This is a genomic window from Desulfosporosinus burensis (assembly GCF_054657535.1).
Genome location: NZ_BAAHYN010000006.1, coordinates 200,361 through 223,563, shown reverse-complemented (window position 1 = coordinate 223,563; position 23,203 = coordinate 200,361). Strand labels below are relative to the sequence as shown.

Below are 23,203 nucleotides of genomic sequence, written 5' to 3'. Positions count from 1 at the left end.
ACGTGCGTTATTTAATATTCATAGCTTTACATTTTATTGGGCATGTTTTACAGGAGCCAGTTTGACAACACATCTTACCAGCATATTCCATTTTTAGTTCTGTGAATACTTTTTTATGCAGTTTGAAGTTTACAGAATCTGGTATATTCTTCTTGATGTTCTCGTGGTTAAAAGTCATGATATCGGATAATTCTTCCATAGGCTGGATATCTTCCGTTTTCAGGATAACAGAGCGAATTAAGACTTTTGGTAAATTATCCCTATAAGCCTTTGCTGTCTCCCAGTCAACCCCACTACCAATATTATCCACTGACAGGTGAATCACAGAGAATACATCTTCAAACTCGTTGTAAAACTTTACCAAAAAATCAATCTGTTTAGTAATGACTTTAACCTTTAAACCAACTGTTCGGCAATCTGTCAAAAACAAGTAAATATCCTTATCCTGTCCTTCCATATAATCCCCAAAGGAAAAAAGTCTAATTCCGCCTATACTGTTTAGTTCGTCAATTGTCTCCTTTTTCATTTTTATAACTTCACCATTATATTCCAGCGAGTCAATAACTTTTTTGGCATTATATCCCATAGTTCTCTTAGCTTCTACATAGCAGTATTTACAGGGATTCCCAGCTTGTCTCTTCGGGCAGTTTGTTGTGAAGTCCACGCTTTTTACCGTTTTAGAGTTATTCATTATACAAGACATTATGTCATCCCCCTATGCTGTCATTTATTTTCCCTGACCACATACTTAGTATACCATTTATCCTGTTTAACGTCAATGCGTTATACGCTAATTAGTGATATTTTTTCCTTCTATGATAAGAGAAAAAACCAGCTACAACAGATGGAAGGCACTGGAAATACTGGAAGAATTGAAAAAGTGTTGTTTCCATAATATTCCCTGTCCATTCTGTGGTAAAATGTTACCAGTGGATAAAGTGCCACAGCAGATTTACCTTAAATTACCATTTAACAAAAAATATTCCTGTAAATGAGTGTTTACCTCTTAACATCACAGAATTACCAATTTTATCTATTTAGTTTCATAATTTCTACCATATTTACTGTTTTGATCCAGATTATCCAGTCTATACAATAATTTTATAGCTTTTTCCAGTGATTTCACTTTTTCCAATGATTTCTTGGTTTTCCAGTTTTCCAAGGTGATACAGAGGGGATACGGACGTGATGTGTCGAGGTACGCGAGTGAGCGTGTGCATGTATGTATATAGGGGTACGCTCTTGGTCACTCTCTCGGTCAGTCATCAATTAGCTAGACAGTCTTCAACTTTCAGAGAACTTTCAACCAAACAGTTTAAGGCTTTTTTTCAGTAAAACACCAGGACTTTCAATCAGAACTCTCCAAAACAGTTCAGAACTTTTACCCCAGAATCTCCTTATATACGAGCAGAAATGCCTGTACCTCATTGACCCCTCCCACTTAAAAATACATAACCTCATTGACCCCTCCTTACTCAGAAATACTATGATACTTCTGGGTTTTTTCTTTTCCCTCCTACTGAGTGCTCTGATGGACTGCCCCTGCCTATTTATCCTGCCCTTCCTGTGTGCGTAGGAGCGGAAACCCATGACCTCGCTTACCCCTCCCCCTTTAAAAAATACCCCTCCCCCTCTACCTTTAAAAAATAAGAGGTCATGCCGACAGCACAACCCCTCCCCTAAAAAAAAACAACACAAAAAAGCCCACACATTTTCTCTGTCCGATCAGAGTCAACTGTGGGTTTTCTATTTCTATATATCTTTCTACCCAATGTGCTAGTTAATTCTTATGTTTTCAAAAAGAAAGAACTTTGCTAAATTTATCTCCATAACCTTCGAACGAAATGACTGGCGTCCATTGAGATAAATAATACGAGCAAAAGTGTACCAACAGAAATAATAACTCTGTCTAATTTTTCATTATTAATATACTTATTGTGGTTGGTTCACTTTTCATCCATAAACTTTATAACTAGGATAGCCATAATGAACGTACTTAATATATATCCAAAAATCATTTCGCTTGCAACAAACATTTTTGCACTGTTTGATATTGGATATATATCCCCGTAACCTGTAGTTGTAAAGGTTGTTATACTAAAATATATACTATCAATCGCTGATAGAATCATATTGTCTTTAAATACGTGGGAATACTGTCTTGATAGTTTAAAATAAAAATCAGCATAACCCATAACTAAGATAATGCTTAATAAGGTAATTTTTGAGAAAAGCAAATTTATCTTTTTATGTATTATATCATTAGTTAAAAGACCTAAACTTAGCAAAAAATAAGCTATTAAAATAATTATAAAAGAGAGGGGTAAAAAATTCTTAAATAAATCTCCTAAGATAGTAACTAGTAGTATTAAATTGAAAAAAAGGATATTACTCAAATTTTTATTAGATTTCATTAAATACCTCCAAAAATAAATTTACAGCATTTACCAGGTAAATTGCTAACTAATAACGGCCCCACTTGTTAAGACACGAAGGGATTGCTTACATAGGAACTAAAATCTTTTTGATTTTTAAAATAATCTAATGAATTGCCCGTTTCTTTAATTTACCTTCAAATACTTCGTGAACATCATGGATGGTTACAAAAGCATTTTCGTCTATTTCATCAATGATTATCTTCAATTTTGCTATCTCTAGTCGGTTGATTACAGAATATAATACACTTTTTGATTCTCCAGAATATCCTCCCCTACCCTCTAGGAAAGTAACTCCTCGACCTAAGCGAGCCATAAGGACTTCCGCAAGTTCCTCTGCTTTATCAGTAACTATCATTATGGCTTTGGATTCATCCAAGCCTTGAATTGTCATGTCAATGACTTTAAAGGCAATAAAATAAGCTAAAAGCGAGTACATTGCTCTATCCCAACCGAAGATTAAACCAGCACCACTTAAAATAAAAATATTAAGAAACATAACAACTTCGCCGACGGAGAGACCTATTCGCTTGGTTACAACTATTGCTATCATTTCTGTTCCATCTAAAGAGCCTCCATAACGAACAACCAATCCTACTCCTATCCCAAGGATGATGCCGCCGAATACTGCGGCCAGTAAAATATCCTTTGTTAAGCCTGGAATAGGGTGTAGGATACTGACTCCTATTGAAAGTATTGTAATAGAAAATAAAGTTGAAAATACAAACGTTTTTCCAATTTGATAATAACCCAAAACAATAAACGGAATATTGAGGATGAAAATAAAAGCACCTAGAGGTAGCTTGGTCAGATAGCTAGCCATAATAGAAATTCCCGTTATGCCCCCATCTACGATAGAGTTAGGGACTAGAAATATTTCCAGACCAACTGCTGCAAGTACTGAACCAATAAAAAGCAAAGCATATTTCTTGAGAAACCTACCAATCCTGTTCCTTTTTTTTGGCATGATACTCCCCCTTTCTAAATACATACTATCATAGTTGCTCCCAAAACTACATTGGTCCAACCTTATTCAGGGTTTAAAAATTTCACCTTCTATTGTATATAATAACGTTTTTATAGTTCTTTTATAAATACATGAAGGTATATCCTTTCTGTGGGCAGAATATAAAAAGTATTTGGATATAGGTTAAATATTTAGTCTAGGAGGAATTTATCTTGCTTCGTTACGGAAAATTTATTATCGGCTTGTTCGTACTTATCGCTATATTGTCCGCTTCAAGTGGCTTTTACGAAGATTGGCTTTGGTTTAGAGATCTTGGTTATTCACAACTATTTTGGACACCTCTTTTGAGCAAATGGCTCATTCAAACTGTTAATGGAACAATTTTATTTGCTTTTATAGTATCGACACTCTTGTCTGTTCGCCATGCTATTGTTACTTTTATCAATCACCGTTTAAGTAGTAATCTTCGTCTTGTCCAAAATATGGATCGTCAGGTTTTAAGTCTAAACCAAAAGAGAGTGACGATATGGCTAGTAATTTTATCTGCAGTAATTAGTTTTTCAGTAAGCTTTGTTGCTGGATTTACTGGTTGGTTGGAAGTGCTAACTTTTGTGAACGCTACACCTTTTGGAAAAGTTGATCCAATCTTCGGTAAAGAGCTGTCCTTCTATTTCTTCAGATTACCCTTTTTACAAACATTATATAATGCCTTTTTCAGGCCACTATTTCTACTGACCTTATTCACTGGGCTTTTTTATCTTGTTACTGGTGTCTTACGCTTCCGTTCTCTTAAACTTTGGCAATCGAAGGCTGTGGAGATCGGCATGGCCGCACGTCGACATTTAGCCTTATTAATTGGCATACTTTTTGTTTTTAAAGCTTTCGGATATTTCTTAGACATTTTTCAAATGTTATATTCAGTCCATGGTCATGTCGTAGGTGCAGGGTATACGGATCTAAACGTTAATCTCCCTGTTTTAAAAATTCTTATCGTCCTTAGTATTCTAGGGTTTTTGCTTTCTTGGTCAGGCTTAATAATAAAGGAAGTACGTTTATTGACTTTACCCGTAACTGGAATCTTCGTTTTGGGGATCTTGCTTTACGGTATTTATCCTTCTCTAATCCAGTCTTTTATAGTAATACCTAACGAATTAGCTAAAGAAGCACCGTATATTCAAAACGAAATTGCCTTGACACGTTTTGGGTATGGCCTTGATAAGATTCAAGAGCAAGATTACCCGGGCGACAGTGTTCTAACTGTTGATAGTTTAAAATCTAATCAAGAAACACTTAATAATATTCGTTTGAATGACCCTCGACCGATGTTACAAACGTATAATCAGAAACAAGGAATTCGTTTATATTATAAATTCAATGATATTGATATTGACCGTTATACAATCAATAAGGACTATCGCCAAGTTATGCTTTCCGCACGCGAATTATCTTCAAATGATTTAGATCCTAAAGCCAAAACCTTTGTCAATACCCGCTTTAAATATACTCACGGATTTGGCGTATCTGCCTCTTTCGCCAATGCGGTTACCTCGGAAGGATTACCTTCGTTTGCGATTAAAGATGTACCACCGGTTACAGATTTTAATGAGCTAAGAATTAAGGAGCCTCGAATTTATTATGGAGAATTAACAAATGACTGGGTCGTCGTAAATACATCCGTGAAGGAATTTGATTATCCGCTCGGCAATACCAATTCTGAAAATAATTATCAGGGAAGTACAGGAATTATGCTCACTCCACTTAATAAACTAATGATTTCTTTACACCATGGAACTATCAGATTATACTTTGCAAGTGAAGTTAATTCACAGAGTCGTCTATTAATAAACCGTAATATCAAAGAAAGAGTTCAAAAGTTAGCACCTTTTCTGACATATGATTCTGACCCCTATTTAGTCATTGACAATGGACAGTTAAAATGGATTATGGATGCTTACACTACCTCAGCTCAATTACCTTATGCCAGTAAATATAGTGATCAAAACTTTAACTATATTCGTAATTCTGTGAAGGTTATCGTGGATGCTTACGATGGAACGGTAGATTTTTACGCTGTTGATACCAGTGATCCGATCATACAGACCTATCTCCAGATTTTCCCTGGTGTTTTTAAGGACTTGTCTATGATGCCCGGTTCTCTAAAATCACATTTGCGCTATCCGGAGACCCTATTTACCGTTCAGGCTAATATGTTGAAAACATTTCACATGACCGATTCTGCAGTTTTTTATAATAAAGAAGATGCTTGGGATATTGCGAAAGAACTCTTCAATAACACCCCTCAGAATGTCAGTCCCTATTACACTGTCTTGAAAATGCCTGGCAATAACAAGCCGGAATTTATTCTGATGTTACCCTTTACTCCAGCCTCCAGTTTGACTAATACCCGTAATAATATGGTTTCTTGGTTAGCTGCACGGATGGATGGAGATAAGTACGGACAATTGCTGCTCTATAAGTTACCGAAAAATACAGAAATTGATGGGCCATTGCAGATAGAGTCCCGGATTGATCAAGACCCGGAGATATCTAAACAACTTTCATTATGGAATCAAAAAGGCTCAAGCATCATAAGAGGAAATCTTTTGGCTTTTCCAATAGGCGGTAATTTCCTTTATGTCGAGCCTATCTACATGCAATCAGATAAAGGTGGCAGTATTCCAGAGATAAAAAGAGTAATATTGGCTTATCAAGAAAAATTGGTAATGGCCGAGAATTTAGGGCAAGCGCTGGTCGAGATTTTCGGCGAAAATGCTCCGCAACCTACTACTCTGGGCCAAGGTACTTTACCAATCGTTCAAACATTACCGGGCACTGTAATTCCGAGTACGACTAAGGATGAAACTATTAATTCTATGATTGAACAAATTAACCAATTTCGTTCTATTTTAGATAGTATTGAGAGTCAGATTAAAGGAGCTCCGAACGGATAAGACCCAGTACGTAAAAGAACTAGGGGGTTCCATTTTGGAGTAACCAACGTATTAAATATTTCTTCATCCAACTCTTCAAGCAGACACTTCCTGGGGGCAAAAGAACCGTATTTTTTATAACTTTCAAGTTCCAAGTATAGACATTCGTGCCTGTTCCATTAAACTCCCATTATTCTTATACCGTCAAGTTGCTAAATAAAAAATTTAAGGAAGAACCCCTTACCAACGAACATAGCCGTTTTTTAACAACCGATGTGCTATCTCTTCGACCCACTCATACTGTTGCAGATGATAACTAGAAGCACCTGTCCAGTCTTTAAATTCCCTGTAAAGATTGCAGGCTTTATTCGCTGCTGGATAGTCTCGCTGTAATTCAAACAGTTCCTTTCCCAAGTGGTCAATGTCACTGATGATGTTGCTGTCCATCCTGTAGTACAGAAGGCTATGCACAAGCATTTGTAATCTCCTCTGCCTAATCTTATGATAGACCTCGAAGTTCAATCTATCTGGAAACTTCTTGTACTGGTATCTTTCTTCCTGTATACACTTCCTTGCCATAACTGCTACCTTCCTGTAATAAAAGGGGATGACCGACCACAGCCACCCCCATTTTTTTAATAGTCACTGTCCTTCTTAGCTTTCTTAGCTAAACTGTCTTTCTTCTTGACATATCGCTGATTGAGATAGTCCATAACTTCACCATCAACAGAGTTCTCTCGTCTGTCCCTGCGTCTTAACTGTCTGGGACTGAGTACTGCGAAATCATTGTTGGATACCTTGTCCACATCACGATCATTTAGAACTTCTAACAGACACCAATCGGCAAACTTGCTCAGCATAAATGACGGTAGATTCTCTCCTGTTTGTTTAAGGAACTCTTCGTTAGTGATCTCGATAAGCTGGAATCTCTCGGACATCTCAGGTGCTGGTCTATCAGCCACCATGTCATCAATCATCTCTTCAAACTCAGCTAACAAATTATTCTTTAAGCCACTGTTTGTCATGCGACTTCACCCATCTCTTTCAGTACTTTTCTTATTTTCTTCTTAACTGCTCGGCAGTGTTTCTCGACCATTTGCTGAGTTATCCCCAGTGTCTTAGCGACCTCTTCCTGTGTATAACCAGCGATCCAATAGTACTCTAGGATATATCTTTGTTTAGCCGTGAGACTTGCTCTTTCCAGTACGATATCTAAATCCATCAGCATATCGCTGGCAGAGAGATCAGCCTTGTAGTACCTCTGCTCTCCGATTTTATGACTGTTCTGAACCAGTGACACTATGAACGGAACAGTGTAGTTACCCTTGACTGCCATAGCTGTATTCCTCCAATAGCTTTCTGTATTGTTGATCTGCGAGAAAGTAATTTTTGTAGTACATGAAAGCTAAAGCAACATCACGTTTAAGTTCATCAAGAGTGCCATTGTTGACCAGCAGTAGATCATACTCGATGCTGTCTACCTGTTGTTCGGTTTCATGATTGAATAACTCAGGACTGAAAGTCTCACCAGATTCAATGATTCTTTTCTTCCGTACCTCATCATCCGCATGAACTTTGAGGATCATATAACCGTTTTCTCTCAGATATTTGGCTTCGTTCATCTGTCTGCAATCGGAGACCAACACGTTTTCCCAACCCTTTGATTTGCGATCTACATAGTTAATCCAGACATCACCATTCAATTCCCTTAGCCATTGGCCGATCTTCTGATAATGTGATCTTGGCTTACCCTCTGCTAACGCTTCTGGGAAATACTCAGCTACTATCTCTCTAATACCGTCACCGAAGGCAATCTGAGTGAATCCCTTTTCTAATAACAGAGAAGCTACTGTGTCCTTGCCAGATCGCATTTTACCCACCAGTGCTATCCGCATTTCTGTACCTCCCTAAAACCTTTCTCACTGGTTATGTAGGGAGTAGAAACGTTTTGTGACTAAGGAATACTTGACAGTTATGACTAATTTGCGTTATACTACAAATAAGTTAAACACTTGGAGGAGATAAAGCATGAAAAAAGTACCTATGGATAAAATAATGAATGAAAACTCAAGCGATTTGCTTTTTAGTATTTTAGAGAGTGTTCCTGAATTGAGATTTGTAACTAAGCTGGATGACGCATTAAAAGCTAGAGGTCTTACCCAAGGAAAGTTAGCCACCTTGACAGGATTGCGTCCCACAACAATATCTGAGATAGTTAACTCTTCAAGGCTGGCAATCACGAAGACTCATATCGCCTGTATAATGGTTGCTCTGCGGATTACAGATATCCGAGAGATCATTGATATAGAGTTTGCTCCTGAAGTGAAAGAGCAGTTTGATATGGAACGTAAAAAGTGGATTGAGGAGGACATAATCCCAGAAGGTGTTGTTAAGATTTATGCCGATCACGCAGTAAGCCAATTCAGTCCAAACATTAGAGATTAAAGAGAAAGAGAGAGCGTTTTGCTCCCTCTTTTTTTGTGCCTATTTAGTTCAGTTCACCTTTTGGTTTGTATACATATTCAGCTACGAGCAGATCGCCTTTGTAATGTCTGAGAACCTCTGTCTCAGGATCAGCAATTACTCGGTACTTTACTGCCATCACATCATCACCAGTGTTCTCACCGAGCGATTCCAATAACTCCAGTTCATCGTTGCTGTAAGCACTTTCTGTACCCTCATACTGGTACTCCTGACCGACTGACTTAGCCAGTGTATAACCGTCATAGAAGCTTTCCTCTTCGTTATCTTCAGTCTGGATGATATTGCCATCTTCATCTAAGTGGACAGACACTGAGAACATTTCATTTACAGTCTCACCATTGACATCCCTTGGTACAGTAGCATAAGTGTCAACACCGTCAATGTGGAATATAACCTTGAACCCCAGTCCCTCGATAGTGATTTTAGTGTTCTCAGGGACACCAATTCTCTTCCCCATAGTGTTGACTATCTCACTAACTAATTCGTCCATGCGACCCTCACGAGTGATCTTACCGTTAATAAAAACCTTCACTTTAACGTCCTCCTGTTTCTTCTAGTATTTTATTTTTGAAGTGTAGTTGCCTTTGTTATCAATGTTGATCGTGATTCCCTTGATGTTACCTTGGTAGTACAGTGTTATCTGAATTAGTGTGTTGATCGCTTTTACCAGTTCATCATGCAAGTCCAGAGTGGCTTCTGCGGTCTCGACTGTTGTTAGGTCACTCTCATCATCAATCACGTCAGTAGTCCTAAAACCGATTCTTCTTCGTGCCATCTTTGTGACCTCCCATATGCTGCTCTACGTCTTTTCTCTGCCACAAGTCCTCTGTAAGCTGGCTGTTGTGCTAACCAGTTTATGGGGTGACGATCAGTATCTCGTCCAGACATCAACTGTAGATACTGTACTTTACGTTGGAGTAGACTTATTGTATTTTCAAGGTGACTATCTTCCATTTCAAAGAAGAAGTAGAACCGCCTGTCAGCAGTCACCCAGAAGTCATTACCTAGTCGATCTAACAGTGTCATTGTGATTTCCTCCTACGCTCTGACTCTTTAAAAAGAGAATGAAGATACCCTAGGACAAATCCTGTAACTTTATCTGGCGTAATTTCAGAACCTGTTTCTGTGAATACCTTAATTGCTTCCTCTGCGATACCAGTAACCAACTCATTCTGCAAATCATCCATCAGCTTCTTTATATCTGCCATTAGGCTTCTACCTCCGAAATTTCATTGTATTGTAGTAAGCAATCCTCATCACAGAAAACATCCCCACATGACGCTACTGACTCTGATTCAGCAGAAAGAATAGCACCACACTGTTCGCATACACTCTCGACTGCTACGATCTGCACAAATCCTATACTCTTGATCGCACAGTCCTGACAACAGTAGTATTCCTCTGTGATGGGATTGTTGTAGACCTCTTCGCCCTCTTTAATATCGCAACCACAGGTCTCACATTCAGCAGTGACTTTAGCTTCGTTGTAATACTTGAAAGTGCCAAAGAAATCAGCGAATCTATCCATTGCTTTTTCCTCCTTGTTGTTTATCTCCCTTACACTGATCATGTAGGTGAAAAACTGCTTTTGTGACATAGCAACCATCATCAGAAAAAAAGAAAGGATAGCTGTTAAGCCACCCTTTTCTCGTTGTACTCTTCTCTGTTTTCCATCCAATCGGATACTGGGATTTCTTTTCCCCACTGGTACATGACTACGGTATCGGTCTTGATCGGGAAGTTGAACCATTCTATCGAGGTCATGATTCTGTCTAGTTCAGCGATGATCTCAGGAGTGATCGTGTCGGGAACTTCCATTAGAATTTCGTCATGGATAGAACCGATCATCTTATAATCTTCTCCAAGTGTTTTTAAATAAGCATTAACTCGCAGCATAACCTGTTTGATATAGTCAGCACTTGAGCCTTGAATTACAGCATTAACAGCCTGTCGTGCTACGCGACTATACTGTTTTGCCACTGCCCAATACTCTTGCTTCACTTTGTAAGGCAGATCACTTGCCCAGATGTTAGATGGCACTTTACCGCAGATAACTTCGATCTTCTTGACCACTGCTTTGTACTTGATAGCTACTTGTTTGTGTCCTGGGAATCTTCTCTTGCGTCCGAGATAGGTTTCTACATATTCATGTTCATCGACAAAATCCCTGATAGCTTGCATATAAGCCTTGGCTTCTGGGTAATTGTTCAGGAAGTCCTCAATGAACTGATCTGCTTCCTCCTGAGTTATCTCCAACTGCTTTGATAGTGTAAACGTGGATGTTCCGTACATGACCGCGAGTAAGCCTGTCTTCATCCTTTTCCGCGGCTTAAAGGTGTGGGTCGGGTCATATGCTCCATCCAGACAATACTCCATAGCGATCTGAAACACTTTACTGGCCAGAGTCGAGTACAAGTCTGTTTTGTTTAGATAAGGTGCTTGGAACTCTTTGTCCTTTGACATATAAGCAAGGCAGCGTGGCTCGATCTGTGATAAGTCCTTTCCGATAATGACTTTCCCTTTGGGAGCAATGAACATCGGTCTCGCTTCTGGAGGGATATTCTGGAGGTTAGGATTATTAGAGGAATAACGTCCTGTACCTGTCCCTGTCTGATTAAAAGAACCATGCAGTCTACCATCCCTGTCCCATATCTTCTGTGGCAGTGCTTCAAAGTAAGTGGTCAGGAGCTTATTCATTTCCCTGTATTCCAGCAGCACTTTCAGCTTCTTGTTATCTTCTGCTAAGAACTTAATGGTGTCAGCGTCAACGGATCGCTTCTTGCTCTTGTCTTCTAATCCCCAGTCATCATAGAGAACTTTAGCCAACTGCTCATTACTATTCATGTTGATATCACCGAAGATAACTTTTAATTGATCAGCTAATCCCTCTACTTTGACTCGTAAAGTCTTGGTATACTCTTCAGCGAACTCTAAGTCTACAAGGAATCCATTTCTCTCCATATCGAAAGCTACCAATGTATTCGGCAACTCGATCTCATAGTAGATTTTGCCCAGCTTCGGCAGTCTCTTGAACTGGGTATCTATCCACTTGTAAAACTCATAACACAGGTGGGTATCCTTACAAGCGTAAACAGTACCAATATCAAGTGGGGTACGCTCAAATCCACCCTTACCAAACAATTCTTCATAGGTGCTGGACTTATCTTCAAACCCAAAGTACTTACCATATTTTGTAGAGAGATTTTTAAGAGCATAGGATGGCTCATTCTCGTTCAATATCTTCATAGCAATCATGGTATCCATCAGCAGACCTTCAACCATAATGCCTTCTCTCAAGAACATATGGAAGTCGAACTTGGAATTATGCAGTACCTTACCGATAATGCTGTCCTCTAAGTACTTCCGCAGTCCATGGAATACGATCTCTGGTGAAAGCTGTTGTACTAATGCCAACTCATGTCTCACAGGGATATAAACGTGATAATCTGCTCTTGGCAGTGTGATCGAGATACCTACAATGTGATTCTTATCGTAGTCTAATCCGTTGGTCTCCGTGTCAAGACCTGTCTCTTTCTCATGCTTCAAGTCAACTAACAGATTATCAAAAGCGTCCTGAGTGTTGATCAGGTGGTAGTTATCAGGCTTCTCAGCAATCATCTTAGCAATGATCTTGTCTCTTCTACTGTCCATCAGTGCCTTATATAGTGTAAATGCGTGTGACTTGCTGAATTTCTTTAGTGACTCTACACCAGTACCGATCTCACCGTTGTCGATTGCGGTCTTTACTTCCAGTAGTCTACCCTTGTCCAGATCGGAGAGTTTAGACTTGAGAATACCTTTCTTAGTAAATGTTCCATCTGCTTTTTTATTGCCGTATCCTGTGTACCATACTTCTTCCCAAGTTGGCTCGTAGGACGCAGTGACCTTCTTTTCCTTAGCCTTTTTCACCCTTTCCTTTTTCTGTGGCTCAGTGTCCACCAGCTTTAAATCCAGTTTTAACTCCATGTCAATTCCTCCTGATAAACTCTCTCTGAAAGTCATGTAGGAGAAAAAGAAAGAGTGTGACATGGTAATTACCTCCACATCACACCTTTGTACTGTTAAATCCTTGCTACATATTCAGTTGCTTCATGGATCACGTACATATCAGAATCGAACATAATATCATGATCTTTGTTTGTTTTGATTAGCACGATGACTGCTACAGCGTTCTCTGGAATCTGTTCAGCTATCAGCATACCTTCAATGCCCAGACTGTCCAGAGCGTCCTTTGCGTCCTCTACAGCTAACAATCCGAAAGTACCGATGTCTGCGTCCCTGCCAGTCATGATATTCTCAGCAGATTCTACTACGCACTTATTATCTACATACAGCGTGATATCTTTTAGTGCTGTAAATACAAGGGGAATCATTTCAGTGGTTTTATCTCTGCGTTCTAAGTTCATCCGAACCAAGGACATCGTGTAAAGTGTGTCAATCTCTGCATATTCATAGATGTCGTATTCCTCAGTTGACACAAACTCATCTAAGTCATCCTCTGCAATAACCTCAAGTTCCGCTGCTAGTGCTTCTTTTACCTCATCAGGCAAAGTAAAATCAGCCAGTAGTGGCATATTGAACTCATAATCAGCCATTTCCCCACTTAATACACCGAGATCAATAAACTCCTTGTAAATTTCCCTTGCAATTTCAACCTGTTCTACTTCTGAACCCTCAAAGAACATAACCCCATACCGTCTGATCAAAGTAGCTAATGATCTCATTTCGTTTTCCTCCAGCTTTCTTTTAATTTGTGACTCCCACTTGTCATGTAGGATTGCTTTACCTTTTGTGACATCTATTTAGTCCAGTTGCCAACTTTATCTGAAGTTCTTTTTGCCAATTGTCTTCTTTTCTCATGCTCTTTATAGCTCTCGTACACCATGATATCTATTGACAAATCGGCCAGCACGTTGCTTATACTATTGATTTTGATATTTAACAGCCAGATGGTTATTGCCATTAAAATCGAATTTATAAATAAAATACCAACTAAAATTCCCACACTATTGCCTCCTGCACCTTTTGTTACCTCTAACACCTTTCTTATTTACGTTAAAATACATTTGCTTTACTCGTTGTTCTGCAAAATCTTCGTGTTCTGCTTCTGTAATTATCCGTTCCATAGCAATACGGAAGTACTCTTCTGAGGGTATAAGTCGTTTGTAGAATAAGCTGATCAGGCTCATTGCCCCAGTATACTTCTGGAAGTGGCTGTGGAACTCATATGGGTGATCCTTTCTGACTACAACATAATCCCTTGACTTCAGTAGTCTGAATTCTTTATCTTCATAAAGCAATCTTGCCCTTGACATTCATCATTCCCCCCAGCACTGTTTATTTCGTGTACACTACTGCAAACCTATTATCTAAAATCCACTGGTTTACGTTCATGCCATCAAAATAAACAGTACCGAGCCACCGTCCAAAACTATCCTTTTCAGTTGTCTGAATTACCACTGATTTACCAGCTAACATATCTTCAACAATTGCTTTAACTGCTCGACCATCAGGAGTACTCATTTCTGGGCAGTTGATTCCGAGCAACCGCACCTTCTGCTTGGTAAACATATTAAATCCTGCGTCAATTGTCATTACAAAGGTATCTCCATCTATCACTCGGTCAATTACTGCATTAAACATATACATCAGTCGTTGATCCCCTTTCTATACTCAGCCAGTTCTTTTGCAAACGCTGGAGTTTTGTGATAACCACAGGACACGAACTCTGGGCAGAATCCCCTGTAGATACACTCTTTGACCATTACAGAAGCTAACTCAGGCTCTACTTTGGCTACCTCTGCTTTAACCTTCTGCCATGCCAGCCGAGTCTCTGGGCTTGCCCCACTACATAGCCGTTTGCGAGAGATCGTGATAAGTGCCTGTGCATTGGCTTCTGATTCGTGCATAACAACAGAGTCCTGGGATTTGATATCACGGTCTTGTCCTGCCCGATCTATCCTCTGCGTGGACACCCAGTGTTCTATACCGTACTTGTGACGGACGAAGTGTACAGATACCCAGTAGGGTAAACCTAGCCATTTCCAAGCGATGTGCAGTTTACGAATTGGACTGTGTTCTGACATAAGAAGTCTGCGTTTCCAGAGAGAGTCAGGCTCTTTCCCTGCTCCCTCCAAGCCAACAGTGTTCCTAGTAGCTCCCTTGACATCTAACCAATTACCGATAACCTTTAAAAAATCTATCTTCATGGTTTCCTCCTGTTTTTTACTTGTGTTGCTTGCTTGTACTTCCTACTCCACCGACTCGTTCGTTCTCTGTGTTGCAGTTGTCAGACTCTAAGAACTTGACGAAGATCCCCTGTGCTACTCGTTCCCCAGCTTTAATGACCACTGTGTTCTTCTCATTCATATCTGCGATAAAAGGAATACCGACTGGGACTCCCTCAGTATCAACAACCTCTACAAACAATCCTGTAGCTTCGAGTGCTGGTTTGAGGTTTCTCAAAGCGATCATCAGGTTTCCGTCATTGTCCACGTTCTCGTAGTAATCACTGTCAACAACTCCGAGAGTATTGGCGATCATCAGGTCTTTTTTAGTGCCGATAGAACTGCGGATATCAATGAGAAGCACTTCATCTGCTCCCATGTAAGCCTTAACATTTGTCTTGAACTTGACGGTTTGCTGTGGCTTAATAACCAATTCCTCTGTGGCAAAGAAGTCATATCCTGCTGAAGTCTTAGTACCCCTGACAGGTAGCTGTACATCAACGTGTGTCCTATGAGCCTGTGAAACCACTTCAAATCCTCTGAGTTTCATAACTGGTGCGAATTCGTTATCTGCTCGGTAATCATGCGTCATGTTGTTTCCTCCTTGCTTTCCTTTGTTCTGGTTTCATAAGTCATGTAGGTGTCGAGATCGCTTTGTGACTTGGTAAAAAGACAAAAAAAGAAGGAGCAGTTACGCTCCCTCTGTTGTTTTAATTATTTTATTGGGCAAGCACCAGAAACACACTCACTGTTATCCTCCTCATGCGCTTCACCTTTCTCAAAGCGTAGAAGCAATCTAGGGTCAAACTCTTTCATTTCAGCAACTCTAGCTTCATAGTCCTCTTTCGTAGTAGCTTCATAAGGCATTTGTGTAAAGTAGCTATCACTTAGAGAAATAAAGCTAATTCCAATGCAGGAATCCCAGTTCTCATAAACCCAATCTTCTACAGCGTCCCACTCATTATCCCTTACATGGACTGTGATAGAAGCATTGTGATCTACGTAATACTCCATGAACATCTTGTAAATCTCCAGTTGTTCAAGAGCAGAGACATCGAATTTAGTGCGTCCTGCTGGAGATTTGACAGGGAACTCAATGACTAACGTAGTAGCGTTTTCCCATGTACTTCCGTCAACAGGCTCAACACGATAGCCCAGTGCCATGCAGACTTTGACCAGTGCGTCCTCGGCATTGATACGAATTCTGCGGATATAATAATCGCTGTGAGAGAAGTGAAGTCCTGATGATACTGTAGGAAGTAGGGATAGTGTTCCCTCTGGCTTAACAGTAGTGACTAGCAGGGAACGGTTGAGACCCAACTCATCAGCTAACTGGTCAGCACCTTTTCTAGCAGAGTCTCGCAGTGCTTTGAGGATCGCTTTCTGTGATTCCAACGCCGCCATCTGAGTACCACTGCCCAGTCCTGTAGCATTAACCATGTCTTGCCATCCTGTCAAGCTAACACCAAGTAACCGATCTCTATGAAGCTTGAAGTTCCACTCAGGTAATTCAAGTTCTACGAGAGTCATTCTGTAGCTGGCTCTTGCATTTAGACGCTGTGCTTCTAGTAGTGCAACTAAATCCAGAACACCGTCTTTTACGAATCCCATGACATTATTTGTTACGAGATTACAGGTCTGCTCGTCATCAAGAAGTACCTCACCGCAAGGATTAGTTAGTTTAAAGAATGGGTTTCTCCTCTTAGCGTGTTCACCATTGTAGAAAGCTGGCTCTCCACTGTACCGCATTTGTTGGAACTGCCATTTCCAGAACTCGCGACTAGGCTTGTCCCAGTGAATGATAGTGTTGTTGCTGAGTGAGCGATAGATGATGTCCTGATTGATTATCCAGTTGCCATCCTTATCTTGCGTGTAGAGGTCATTCTTAGCTTGAATACATTTCGTGTCAGAAGCCGAAATCATGCCAATTTCTGCCGATCTTCTGACTCCCCCCACGATGACTCCTTCGGCGATTATATTAGCGAAGTCAAGCATATCTACTGATTCTACAGCTACATACTGCTCTGCACCTTTAAATTTGCTGTGAATAACATTTGTAATCTTGGAAAATAGATTCTGTAATGCGAAATGCCCTGACGCAGTTCCACCAAATCTTAAAAGACGCTCACCTTTTGGTCGGACAGAATCATACTCGATTGTAATCTTCTCAATGTGACGATACTCATTCTTGGTGATGATATCGAAGTAGAACCGCATTGCCTGCGTCCAGCCTTCTTTACTATCTCCTACGTGGATAACTGCTTGCTTATTGTTTCTACGGAATCTAAGACTCGTACTTTCAGACCGTTTACCTTTTTCTTTAGCTTTGTATTTTTTATGAGCCACAGCTACATTCCATAATTTAGGTAGCTGAGATATATCTTCATCAATCATTACTCTGAATCCAGCACCAGTGCCGACCATGAGAGCATAAAAGAGTTCAGTTAGCTTCTCGAACTTGTTTAACACAATTCCACTACAGTTAAAGTTTGCTAATGGGTGCTGTTCTACTGCTTCTGTACCGCCAATCCAGAATGTCCGTCCTGACAGGAAAGTTCTGAGATTGAATACATTATCGAAGAGTGCTTCTGCTTCTTCTCTGGTGCAGTTTGGGTCTAAGGAACAGTTATATTCGACTGCTCTGCGAACAGTTTCTAACCAAGTTTCTCGTCTGTTCAACTCAGGTATCCATCTGCTATATGTCCTGTAATAAACAAAAGAGCCTAACTGCTTCATGGGTGTTAAACCCTCGTACTTACTAATAAACGTATCGGTCAACAACATTTCATTTCCTCCTACAGCTTCTTAATCCCGATAGTCGGGTTATAATCTCATCTAACTTAAAAGGGGGATAACAACGCTCCCCCCAGTACTTTTGTTACTGTTTCTCAAACAACTTTTCGTACATTTCATCAATCAGGTTAGAAACAATGCTCTCTGGATATCTAGCCATTTCCAGTTCAAACTCACTGATGAACCTTGTTATACACCTAGTGGACTGGTCATCGAGGGTTATGCTAATCTCTATCTTCATATAAATCTTCCTCTTCCAAGCGATCCTGCCATTGCCTTAAATACTTCTTCAACAGGATGATTTCGTAGTTTAACTCTGTGATCCGTCCTGCTGTGAAACCCAACTCATTAGGACTGTGGGACAGTCGTTCCAGTTCAAGGATTAACTCGCTGATCTCTTCCGTGATTACATCTATTCGGAACTGAATGAACTCCATAGCAGTCATGTTCTGAACTTCAACTTCCATGTCTGTTCCTCCTAAATCACTTTCTTGTGCTGTAGATAACCCCTGATATTCCTGACTTTGTTAGCGTCAATGCCAGCGAAACTTGCGATTTCTCTGTACGGATGTTCCTGTTTAAGAAGGTACTTGACAACGGTGACTTCTTCTGAACCGATGTTCCGATTGAGAATACCTGTTACATGACTGTAGGCATTTCCGCGAAGTACGTTGACAACATCCATGTATTTGTAGTTGTACCGATCTGCTATTGACTTCTTATCCAGCCCCACACTGCTGACCAATTGAATCCACTTAGCTTCAACCTCGTTAACTTTTCTCATTGCTAAATCGCTCCTTAGAATTTTGTTGCTTACATGAGTCATGTAGGACTGCGACCAGTTTTGTGACATGAAGAGAATAGAAAAAAGACAGGAAGTAATTTCCTGCCTTCGGTGTAACCTTTGTGACTTTTTTAAATTAGTAGTCCGTGCTTAATCATCCAAGCGATACCCACTGCTACAGCGTCCGAACAGTCATCAGTGTAGAAATCTATATCCTTCTGTAGAGGAACTAAATGTTCTCTGACACCAGCTGCTACTTCATCTTTACTGGACTTACCACTACCAGCAATCAACAGTTTAACCGAAGTAGGAGCGATCTCATCTATCTTGGTGATCCCCGAAGCTTCAAACACTTTCAAGTCACTCACACCGACCACACGGAATAGGACTTGCGTAGTATTGGCATATCTATGAAAACCTTTCTCCCTGACCACTGCTTCAATATCAGGGTAATCAATAAATATCTGAATGATGTCCTTGGCGATCCTATCTAATCTCTCAGCATGTGACAGCTTGGGGAACTGACCCGACTTGTTATCCGTGTATCTAATTTCCTTGACTAATGCTTTGCCCATTACGATGTCTATTACTGCGAAGGCTGGGAAGGACATGGATAAGTCCATCGCCAGCAAACGCTTTACATTTTTATTTGCCAAGTTACTGTACCTTCTTGGTATTACTGTCTTTCCAACCTAACCATAGAAGTACAAGTAATAAACTGCCAGTTGACAACATCGTAATATTACCAGCAACGAAAGAGGTAAGGGCAAACTTCAGAATCCAAGCGATCCCTAAGAACTCAGCGATACCAATAGTGATAACCAGTAATGCTGTAATGAAATTTGCCATCTTAATCTACTCCTTCACATAAATGTTTGTATTGACAGAACACGCACTTGTCTTCTTGCTTTGGTGGAGTCTCTTTGGCTTCTACTGCATTGACAACATTGGCGAACTTGTCTAGCAGTGCTGTCTTAGCTTCCTCTGTGACTTTGTAATAGAACGTCCGAATATCAGACTTTGCTTCCGCACCCTTATTCCACTGGTCTTTAGCTACAGCTTCATACATCAGGATAAACTCGCTCATTCCGAACAAAATGCTATAAGCTGTACACTGCTCTTTGTGATATGGTGCTGGCTCTTTCATCTTGTAATTGCCAACCTGTCCGATACTGTTGCTCTTGGTCTTGAACTCGAACCCGATCTCTGCTCCATCCTTGGTGTAGTTCAGAACACCGTCCATCATGCCTAAGACCGCGAACTCGACACCGTTATGAACAACCTCTACGAATGTTTTCAAGTTCTCTTCCCAGCAAGGTAATCCGTTTTCTGCCATTTTTACTGTGAACGCTGGATTAGGCAGTACCTTTGACATATAAAGCAAATCCTTCTGGACAGCTTCATGGACTGCTGTAGAGTTCCGTGTCCATCGTCTGTGATAGGGATACTTATCATCCTCGATCTTAGTTCCGAGAGCCTTTAAATACAGTTCTCGCGAACACTTAGACGCACCTGATGGACTGAAGATATAAGTGGAAGGTCTGGGAGTCTTAACTCCTACTAGGTCAAATTCCAAAGTCTTCTGTAGAAAGGCAATTCTCTCTACCTCTTTGTCTGGTCTGTAGTCTCTGCTGTGGAATGTGTTGAACTGGTTGAACAATGCTCCAGCTAACTCATTACCGCGACTGTCTACTTCCACAGCAACACTCAGGTCTACTTTCTTGACTAACGACAATCTTGCCATCCCCTTTCTTGGTTTCATAAGTCATGTAGGGATAACTTCCAGTTTGTGACGCTTGACAAAAAGAAAAGAGAGAGCATTTTCTGCCCTCCCTGATCCTTATTTAATTTAGAAGTTAGGCTGATCGTCCTCGGTAGCTGGTGCGGCTTGTTCTCCCTCTGGGGTGTAGTTGGGGAAGTATTGAGCCATAGGGAATCCTGCGTCATTGAGGATATCCAACATCATCTTCTCAGAGCGTGGAACTAAGCAAGACTCGAAGAAAGTCAACTCAACCTCTACATCATCGAACTTATGGAACTTGTCCACATCGTCACCCTTCATCTTCAAGATCGGGTTAAGCTTGTAGGAGGTCTCTGTCTTTTGACCAGTACGTTTGAAATTAAATGCGACTTCCGCAATATCTTCTTCATACTCTTTGATCTGACCGAGTAAATCTTTTGCTTGAGATTTACTACAATCCCAAACGCGAAGTTCACCAGTGTCGATGTCTGCAAAAGCGAAGAGATAACGCTTCTTACCATATAACTTGTCAAAACCGTCAATACCTGATTTGCTGGCAACACACAGTGGGCAAGGCTGACCATTAGGCTCTGGGCAAGGCTGGGTGTAAACCTTCAAAGCGTACTCGCTGTGTGCTTTGTACTCAACATAATCGGTAAGACCAAGAACACGAACTCGGACTGACTCATTCTCTTTCAAACGGATATAAACTTTCTTGAGATCTACGTTGCTGTTGAAATTAATCTCTGAACCCTTACCTGTTACTAAAGCCATTTGAAGTACCTCCTGCGTTTCTGCTCGCCAGCTTTAATTTGGGTTTTTTACCCTTGTTGTTTGAATCTCTATATCAAAACACCATTTGATGTTAGGTGTGTTTGAAGACGTTCTCTAGCACGTTGTACCTTTTTTCTCTCAGTCGCACCGTACTGTCCGAAGAGTTTAACAAAACGAGAATTGCGGAGTTTGGTATCGTTAGTAGACAGTAGGATTTCAATTACCTCACCGTCTTTGTCATGCTTGATGAACTCGTTGATTAGTTGCTCAGTCTCATTGGATTCATCAGTAACCTCAATGTCAGGGTTACTTGCAGAGAGGTAATCTTCATTGTCAAATTTGAAGTTAATAGCAAACTCTTCCATTCCAAACAACTGGTCATAGCTGACAGCACTTTGAGCCTTGTTGAACCGTTTACCAGCCAAGTTGTAGTCAGTGACCTCTTTCATGCGTTTGAAGGCGAAGATTGCTACTCTTGGCATGAAGTTACCTTTAGCACTGTCATATCCAGCAACACATTCCCACATGGCTTGTCCAGTAGCTGAAATGTAATCAGCTTGGTCAAAGTTGAATCCAGTTAAGTTGTTCTTAATGAGGTAGCTGTCCACAATCTTTTGGAACTGTGGCTCTACTGCTAGAAAAAGTTCATTGAAAGCACCACCATCCTTAGAAGCGTTCATTGCCAATCCGTTAATCATCTCTGTGTTTGTCATTTTTTTCTCTCCTCTTCGTTGGTTTCATAAGTCATGTAGGGAAGTGACCTGACTTGTGACAAACTTTTTAAAATCATTTTTCCGTTATACCTTTTTCGGTTATAACTAATATCCGTTAGAAAGAAGGCAATAAAAAAGTAAGCCCCCGACTGGTAATTGAATCGGGACTCATTAGGGATTTTTTCCTTGGATTTGTAAGGAAGTTCTTTAATTTGTAAGGATCTGTTTATCTTGTATTAGTGTAACGTATATACGTTAGATTACATAGACGTAAATTATTGGTAGTTATATGCCCCATTAGTTATCACGCTTATTAGTATAACAGATGACTTAGGCAAAAAAATGTTGAGAGCAATAACAAAGAAAAACCCCAGCGTTTAGCCGAGGTTTAAGAATGAGAATGTAGGCGTGGCAAGGGTTTGAACTGCCTTATGAATTTGTTCTCCTGTCATATCATTGATATCTTTCACTCTGTCAGGGAAGGCAAAACTCAGGATCACAAGATTTCCAGCAAACTCTTCTGTGAGGTATTCTCTAAATCTGCCACCAACTTTATCATTGTCTGTAGCTATAACTAACTCTTCAATTCCAGATGACAATAATATCCTTTTCTGGTTTTCCGAAAGGGAACTTCCACCCACTGCGACTGCTGGGTATCCATATGTCCACAATGTCATAGCGTCAATCTCGGACTCACAGATAAAGACCCTTTTAGCCTTGTGTTGAATACACTGGTAAATGCCGAAGACATGGTGCTTGATCTGCTGCCCACCCTTCTGATAAAAGAAAGCTTTGACATCAGTTCTCCTGTATTTGATGTTGATTATCCTACCCTGCTTATCTGTCCACAGAAAAGCTATAGTTCTATTCTGAGGGTTATAGCCTGTCTGGAATAATGTCTGTACCTCAAGAGAAATACCTCGTCCTGTGAGGTAATCTGAGCGTTGCTGGTACAGGTGTGTGATGTCGGAACGGTCTATATAACGGAGTTCCTTTTTACCTTCATCAACAGTCAGCTTCATGCGTAGTTCAAGTAATTCTGTATCCGCGAGGTAGCTGGTGTACTTCCAGATCAGATAATCCTCGATATCTTCGTACTCTTCGTTGCGGAGCAGTGCCAGCAGTTTGATAAAGTTTCCCTTACGGAAGTATTCATCATCATTACCAGAATCCATGAAAGTGCCATTTTCTAGGTTAACTGCGAAGGACGGATTTCTCTCTGTACGGAAAGGGGAGCAAGCTATGAACTTAATCCCCTTAACCGATTCCCCAGTCCAGTCGAAGTACTGCAATTCCTCTAGGATATCAACATCTAAATCATGATCTTTAATTTGCATAATCTGTTACCTCCTGCT

30 protein-coding genes are annotated in these 23,203 nt (G+C 40.3%); 2 read left to right on the top strand and 28 right to left on the bottom strand.

Going from position 1 to position 23,203, the window contains the following annotated elements:
• Window positions 1–7 precede the first annotated feature (7 nt).
• The 3 genes from ACYQ3Q_RS12575 to ACYQ3Q_RS12565 all read right to left on the bottom strand — a co-directional run bounded on the left by ACYQ3Q_RS12575 (window position 8) and on the right by ACYQ3Q_RS12565 (window position 3,402).
• On the bottom strand, window positions 8–703 hold the full coding sequence (locus ACYQ3Q_RS12575; protein WP_459928881.1) for a hypothetical protein: 696 nt from the start codon (window positions 701–703) through the stop codon (window positions 8–10).
• 1,243 nt (window positions 704–1,946) lie between these two features.
• Window positions 1,947–2,414, bottom strand: coding sequence for an ion channel (locus ACYQ3Q_RS12570; protein ID WP_459928880.1), 468 nt, complete (start codon window positions 2,412–2,414; stop codon window positions 1,947–1,949).
• Window positions 2,415–2,541: 127 nt separating this feature from the next.
• On the bottom strand, window positions 2,542–3,402 hold the full coding sequence (locus ACYQ3Q_RS12565; RefSeq protein WP_459928879.1) for a YitT family protein: 861 nt from the start codon (window positions 3,400–3,402) through the stop codon (window positions 2,542–2,544).
• 212 nt (window positions 3,403–3,614) lie between these two features.
• On the opposite strand from ACYQ3Q_RS12565, the gene ACYQ3Q_RS12560 reads away from it, so the two are divergent.
• Window positions 3,615–6,353 carry a UPF0182 family membrane protein gene (locus ACYQ3Q_RS12560; protein WP_459928878.1) on the top strand — a complete coding sequence of 913 codons (2,739 nt, stop codon included), beginning with the start codon at window positions 3,615–3,617 and terminating at the stop codon, window positions 6,351–6,353.
• A 219-nt stretch (window positions 6,354–6,572) separates the two neighbouring features.
• Here the strand turns inward: ACYQ3Q_RS12560 and ACYQ3Q_RS12555 are convergent, their stop codons facing one another.
• Genes ACYQ3Q_RS12555 through ACYQ3Q_RS12540 form a run of 4 tightly spaced genes read right to left on the bottom strand, consistent with a single transcriptional unit; the run spans window position 6,573 to window position 8,227 of the window.
• Window positions 6,573–6,911, bottom strand: a complete 339-nt coding sequence (locus tag ACYQ3Q_RS12555) for a DNA ligase LigA-related protein (protein ID WP_459928877.1) — start codon at window positions 6,909–6,911, stop codon at window positions 6,573–6,575.
• 56 nt (window positions 6,912–6,967) lie between these two features.
• Window positions 6,968–7,357, bottom strand: a complete 390-nt coding sequence (locus tag ACYQ3Q_RS12550) for a hypothetical protein (RefSeq protein ID WP_459928876.1) — start codon at window positions 7,355–7,357, stop codon at window positions 6,968–6,970.
• Window positions 7,354–7,668 carry an RNA polymerase sigma factor gene (locus ACYQ3Q_RS12545; RefSeq protein WP_459928875.1) on the bottom strand — a complete coding sequence of 105 codons (315 nt, stop codon included), beginning with the start codon at window positions 7,666–7,668 and terminating at the stop codon, window positions 7,354–7,356. The genes ACYQ3Q_RS12550 and ACYQ3Q_RS12545 overlap by 4 nt, the downstream gene beginning before the upstream one ends.
• Window positions 7,652–8,227 carry a deoxynucleotide monophosphate kinase family protein gene (locus ACYQ3Q_RS12540; protein ID WP_459928874.1) on the bottom strand — a complete coding sequence of 192 codons (576 nt, stop codon included), beginning with the start codon at window positions 8,225–8,227 and terminating at the stop codon, window positions 7,652–7,654. Before ACYQ3Q_RS12540 ends, ACYQ3Q_RS12545 begins: the two co-directional genes overlap by 17 nt.
• 133 nt (window positions 8,228–8,360) lie before the next feature.
• On the opposite strand from ACYQ3Q_RS12540, the gene ACYQ3Q_RS12535 reads away from it, so the two are divergent.
• Window positions 8,361–8,777, top strand: coding sequence for a helix-turn-helix domain-containing protein (locus tag ACYQ3Q_RS12535; RefSeq protein ID WP_459928873.1), 417 nt, complete (start codon window positions 8,361–8,363; stop codon window positions 8,775–8,777).
• A 43-nt stretch (window positions 8,778–8,820) separates the two neighbouring features.
• Here the strand turns inward: ACYQ3Q_RS12535 and ACYQ3Q_RS12530 are convergent, their stop codons facing one another.
• The 21 genes from ACYQ3Q_RS12530 to ACYQ3Q_RS12430 all read right to left on the bottom strand — a co-directional run bounded on the left by ACYQ3Q_RS12530 (window position 8,821) and on the right by ACYQ3Q_RS12430 (window position 23,185).
• Complete coding sequence (locus tag ACYQ3Q_RS12530) at window positions 8,821–9,348, bottom strand: hypothetical protein (protein ID WP_459928872.1); 528 nt, start codon at window positions 9,346–9,348, stop codon at window positions 8,821–8,823.
• Between the two features lie 21 nt (window positions 9,349–9,369).
• Window positions 9,370–9,591, bottom strand: a complete 222-nt coding sequence (locus ACYQ3Q_RS12525; RefSeq protein WP_459928871.1) for a hypothetical protein — start codon at window positions 9,589–9,591, stop codon at window positions 9,370–9,372.
• 247 nt (window positions 9,592–9,838) lie between these two features.
• A complete protein-coding gene (locus tag ACYQ3Q_RS12520; protein ID WP_459928870.1) occupies window positions 9,839–10,024 on the bottom strand; it encodes a hypothetical protein in 186 nt (61 codons plus the stop codon).
• On the bottom strand, window positions 10,024–10,344 hold the full coding sequence (locus ACYQ3Q_RS12515; RefSeq protein WP_459928869.1) for a hypothetical protein: 321 nt from the start codon (window positions 10,342–10,344) through the stop codon (window positions 10,024–10,026). The genes ACYQ3Q_RS12520 and ACYQ3Q_RS12515 overlap by 1 nt, the downstream gene beginning before the upstream one ends.
• Window positions 10,345–10,448: 104 nt before the next feature.
• On the bottom strand, window positions 10,449–12,782 hold the full coding sequence (locus ACYQ3Q_RS12510; protein WP_459928868.1) for a DNA polymerase: 2,334 nt from the start codon (window positions 12,780–12,782) through the stop codon (window positions 10,449–10,451).
• Window positions 12,783–12,877: 95 nt separating this feature from the next.
• A complete protein-coding gene (locus ACYQ3Q_RS12505; protein WP_459928867.1) occupies window positions 12,878–13,540 on the bottom strand; it encodes a hypothetical protein in 663 nt (220 codons plus the stop codon).
• Between the two features lie 74 nt (window positions 13,541–13,614).
• Complete coding sequence (locus ACYQ3Q_RS12500; protein WP_459928866.1) at window positions 13,615–13,821, bottom strand: hypothetical protein; 207 nt, start codon at window positions 13,819–13,821, stop codon at window positions 13,615–13,617.
• A 1-nt stretch (window position 13,822) separates the two neighbouring features.
• Window positions 13,823–14,131, bottom strand: coding sequence for a hypothetical protein (locus tag ACYQ3Q_RS12495; RefSeq protein ID WP_459928865.1), 309 nt, complete (start codon window positions 14,129–14,131; stop codon window positions 13,823–13,825).
• Window positions 14,132–14,153: 22 nt separating this feature from the next.
• Window positions 14,154–14,465, bottom strand: a complete 312-nt coding sequence (locus ACYQ3Q_RS12490; RefSeq protein ID WP_459928864.1) for a thermonuclease family protein — start codon at window positions 14,463–14,465, stop codon at window positions 14,154–14,156.
• Complete coding sequence (locus ACYQ3Q_RS12485; RefSeq protein ID WP_459928863.1) at window positions 14,465–15,025, bottom strand: hypothetical protein; 561 nt, start codon at window positions 15,023–15,025, stop codon at window positions 14,465–14,467. Before ACYQ3Q_RS12485 ends, ACYQ3Q_RS12490 begins: the two co-directional genes overlap by 1 nt.
• Window positions 15,026–15,041: 16 nt before the next feature.
• Complete coding sequence (locus tag ACYQ3Q_RS12480) at window positions 15,042–15,635, bottom strand: dCTP deaminase/dUTPase family protein (RefSeq protein ID WP_459928862.1); 594 nt, start codon at window positions 15,633–15,635, stop codon at window positions 15,042–15,044.
• 122 nt (window positions 15,636–15,757) lie between these two features.
• Window positions 15,758–17,827 (bottom strand): ribonucleoside-triphosphate reductase, adenosylcobalamin-dependent, encoded by a 2,070-nt coding sequence (nrdJ, locus tag ACYQ3Q_RS12475; RefSeq protein ID WP_459928861.1) that lies wholly within the window; start codon window positions 17,825–17,827, stop codon window positions 15,758–15,760.
• 94 nt (window positions 17,828–17,921) lie between these two features.
• Window positions 17,922–18,077 (bottom strand): hypothetical protein, encoded by a 156-nt coding sequence (locus ACYQ3Q_RS12470; protein ID WP_459928860.1) that lies wholly within the window; start codon window positions 18,075–18,077, stop codon window positions 17,922–17,924.
• Window positions 18,061–18,303, bottom strand: coding sequence for a hypothetical protein (locus ACYQ3Q_RS12465; protein WP_459928859.1), 243 nt, complete (start codon window positions 18,301–18,303; stop codon window positions 18,061–18,063). Before ACYQ3Q_RS12465 ends, ACYQ3Q_RS12470 begins: the two co-directional genes overlap by 17 nt.
• Before the next feature lie 11 nt (window positions 18,304–18,314).
• Window positions 18,315–18,620 (bottom strand): hypothetical protein, encoded by a 306-nt coding sequence (locus ACYQ3Q_RS12460; protein ID WP_459928858.1) that lies wholly within the window; start codon window positions 18,618–18,620, stop codon window positions 18,315–18,317.
• A 131-nt stretch (window positions 18,621–18,751) separates the two neighbouring features.
• Entirely contained in the window at window positions 18,752–19,276 is a 525-nt protein-coding gene (locus tag ACYQ3Q_RS12455; RefSeq protein WP_459928857.1) for a crossover junction endodeoxyribonuclease RuvC, read from the bottom strand.
• Between the two features lies 1 nt (window position 19,277).
• Window positions 19,278–19,469 (bottom strand): hypothetical protein, encoded by a 192-nt coding sequence (locus ACYQ3Q_RS12450; RefSeq protein WP_459928856.1) that lies wholly within the window; start codon window positions 19,467–19,469, stop codon window positions 19,278–19,280.
• A gap of 1 nt (window position 19,470) precedes the next feature.
• The gene (locus ACYQ3Q_RS12445; RefSeq protein WP_459928855.1) at window positions 19,471–20,364 is read right to left on the bottom strand and encodes a PD-(D/E)XK nuclease family protein; all 894 of its coding nucleotides are present in this window, start codon (window positions 20,362–20,364) and stop codon (window positions 19,471–19,473) included.
• Between the two features lie 105 nt (window positions 20,365–20,469).
• On the bottom strand, window positions 20,470–21,135 hold the full coding sequence (locus ACYQ3Q_RS12440; protein WP_459928854.1) for a hypothetical protein: 666 nt from the start codon (window positions 21,133–21,135) through the stop codon (window positions 20,470–20,472).
• Between the two features lie 68 nt (window positions 21,136–21,203).
• Window positions 21,204–21,848: a hypothetical protein gene (locus ACYQ3Q_RS12435; protein WP_459928853.1), complete on the bottom strand. Its 645-nt coding sequence runs from the start codon at window positions 21,846–21,848 to the stop codon at window positions 21,204–21,206.
• Between the two features lie 377 nt (window positions 21,849–22,225).
• Complete coding sequence (locus ACYQ3Q_RS12430) at window positions 22,226–23,185, bottom strand: toprim domain-containing protein (RefSeq protein ID WP_459928852.1); 960 nt, start codon at window positions 23,183–23,185, stop codon at window positions 22,226–22,228.
• Between the last annotated feature and the right edge of the window lie 18 nt (window positions 23,186–23,203).

Coding starts and splice junctions, on each gene's coding strand:
- ACYQ3Q_RS12485 (WP_459928863.1), bottom strand. CDS start 15,025: ATGAAGATAGATTTTTTAAAGGTTATCGGTAATTGGTTAGATGTCAAG.
- ACYQ3Q_RS12525 (WP_459928871.1), bottom strand. CDS start 9,591: ATGGCACGAAGAAGAATCGGTTTTAGGACTACTGACGTGATTGATGAT.
- ACYQ3Q_RS12505 (WP_459928867.1), bottom strand. CDS start 13,540: ATGAGATCATTAGCTACTTTGATCAGACGGTATGGGGTTATGTTCTTT.
- ACYQ3Q_RS12515 (WP_459928869.1), bottom strand. CDS start 10,344: ATGGATAGATTCGCTGATTTCTTTGGCACTTTCAAGTATTACAACGAA.
- ACYQ3Q_RS12550 (WP_459928876.1), bottom strand. CDS start 7,357: ATGACAAACAGTGGCTTAAAGAATAATTTGTTAGCTGAGTTTGAAGAG.
- ACYQ3Q_RS12435 (WP_459928853.1), bottom strand. CDS start 21,848: ATGACAAACACAGAGATGATTAACGGATTGGCAATGAACGCTTCTAAG.
- ACYQ3Q_RS12535 (WP_459928873.1), top strand. CDS start 8,361: ATGAAAAAAGTACCTATGGATAAAATAATGAATGAAAACTCAAGCGAT.
- ACYQ3Q_RS12555 (WP_459928877.1), bottom strand. CDS start 6,911: ATGGCAAGGAAGTGTATACAGGAAGAAAGATACCAGTACAAGAAGTTT.
- ACYQ3Q_RS12480 (WP_459928862.1), bottom strand. CDS start 15,635: ATGACGCATGATTACCGAGCAGATAACGAATTCGCACCAGTTATGAAA.
- ACYQ3Q_RS12570 (WP_459928880.1), bottom strand. CDS start 2,414: ATGAAATCTAATAAAAATTTGAGTAATATCCTTTTTTTCAATTTAATA.
- ACYQ3Q_RS12575 (WP_459928881.1), bottom strand. CDS start 703: ATGTCTTGTATAATGAATAACTCTAAAACGGTAAAAAGCGTGGACTTC.
- nrdJ (WP_459928861.1), bottom strand. CDS start 17,827: ATGTTGTTGACCGATACGTTTATTAGTAAGTACGAGGGTTTAACACCC.
- ACYQ3Q_RS12490 (WP_459928864.1), bottom strand. CDS start 14,465: ATGTATATGTTTAATGCAGTAATTGACCGAGTGATAGATGGAGATACC.
- ACYQ3Q_RS12565 (WP_459928879.1), bottom strand. CDS start 3,402: ATGCCAAAAAAAAGGAACAGGATTGGTAGGTTTCTCAAGAAATATGCT.
- ACYQ3Q_RS12445 (WP_459928855.1), bottom strand. CDS start 20,364: ATGGCAAGATTGTCGTTAGTCAAGAAAGTAGACCTGAGTGTTGCTGTG.
- ACYQ3Q_RS12520 (WP_459928870.1), bottom strand. CDS start 10,024: ATGGCAGATATAAAGAAGCTGATGGATGATTTGCAGAATGAGTTGGTT.
- ACYQ3Q_RS12450 (WP_459928856.1), bottom strand. CDS start 19,469: ATGGCAAATTTCATTACAGCATTACTGGTTATCACTATTGGTATCGCT.
- ACYQ3Q_RS12495 (WP_459928865.1), bottom strand. CDS start 14,131: ATGTCAAGGGCAAGATTGCTTTATGAAGATAAAGAATTCAGACTACTG.
- ACYQ3Q_RS12510 (WP_459928868.1), bottom strand. CDS start 12,782: ATGGAGTTAAAACTGGATTTAAAGCTGGTGGACACTGAGCCACAGAAA.
- ACYQ3Q_RS12470 (WP_459928860.1), bottom strand. CDS start 18,077: ATGAAGATAGAGATTAGCATAACCCTCGATGACCAGTCCACTAGGTGT.
- ACYQ3Q_RS12430 (WP_459928852.1), bottom strand. CDS start 23,185: ATGCAAATTAAAGATCATGATTTAGATGTTGATATCCTAGAGGAATTG.
- ACYQ3Q_RS12545 (WP_459928875.1), bottom strand. CDS start 7,668: ATGGCAGTCAAGGGTAACTACACTGTTCCGTTCATAGTGTCACTGGTT.
- ACYQ3Q_RS12440 (WP_459928854.1), bottom strand. CDS start 21,135: ATGGCTTTAGTAACAGGTAAGGGTTCAGAGATTAATTTCAACAGCAAC.
- ACYQ3Q_RS12465 (WP_459928859.1), bottom strand. CDS start 18,303: ATGGAAGTTGAAGTTCAGAACATGACTGCTATGGAGTTCATTCAGTTC.
- ACYQ3Q_RS12540 (WP_459928874.1), bottom strand. CDS start 8,227: ATGCGGATAGCACTGGTGGGTAAAATGCGATCTGGCAAGGACACAGTA.
- ACYQ3Q_RS12460 (WP_459928858.1), bottom strand. CDS start 18,620: ATGAGAAAAGTTAACGAGGTTGAAGCTAAGTGGATTCAATTGGTCAGC.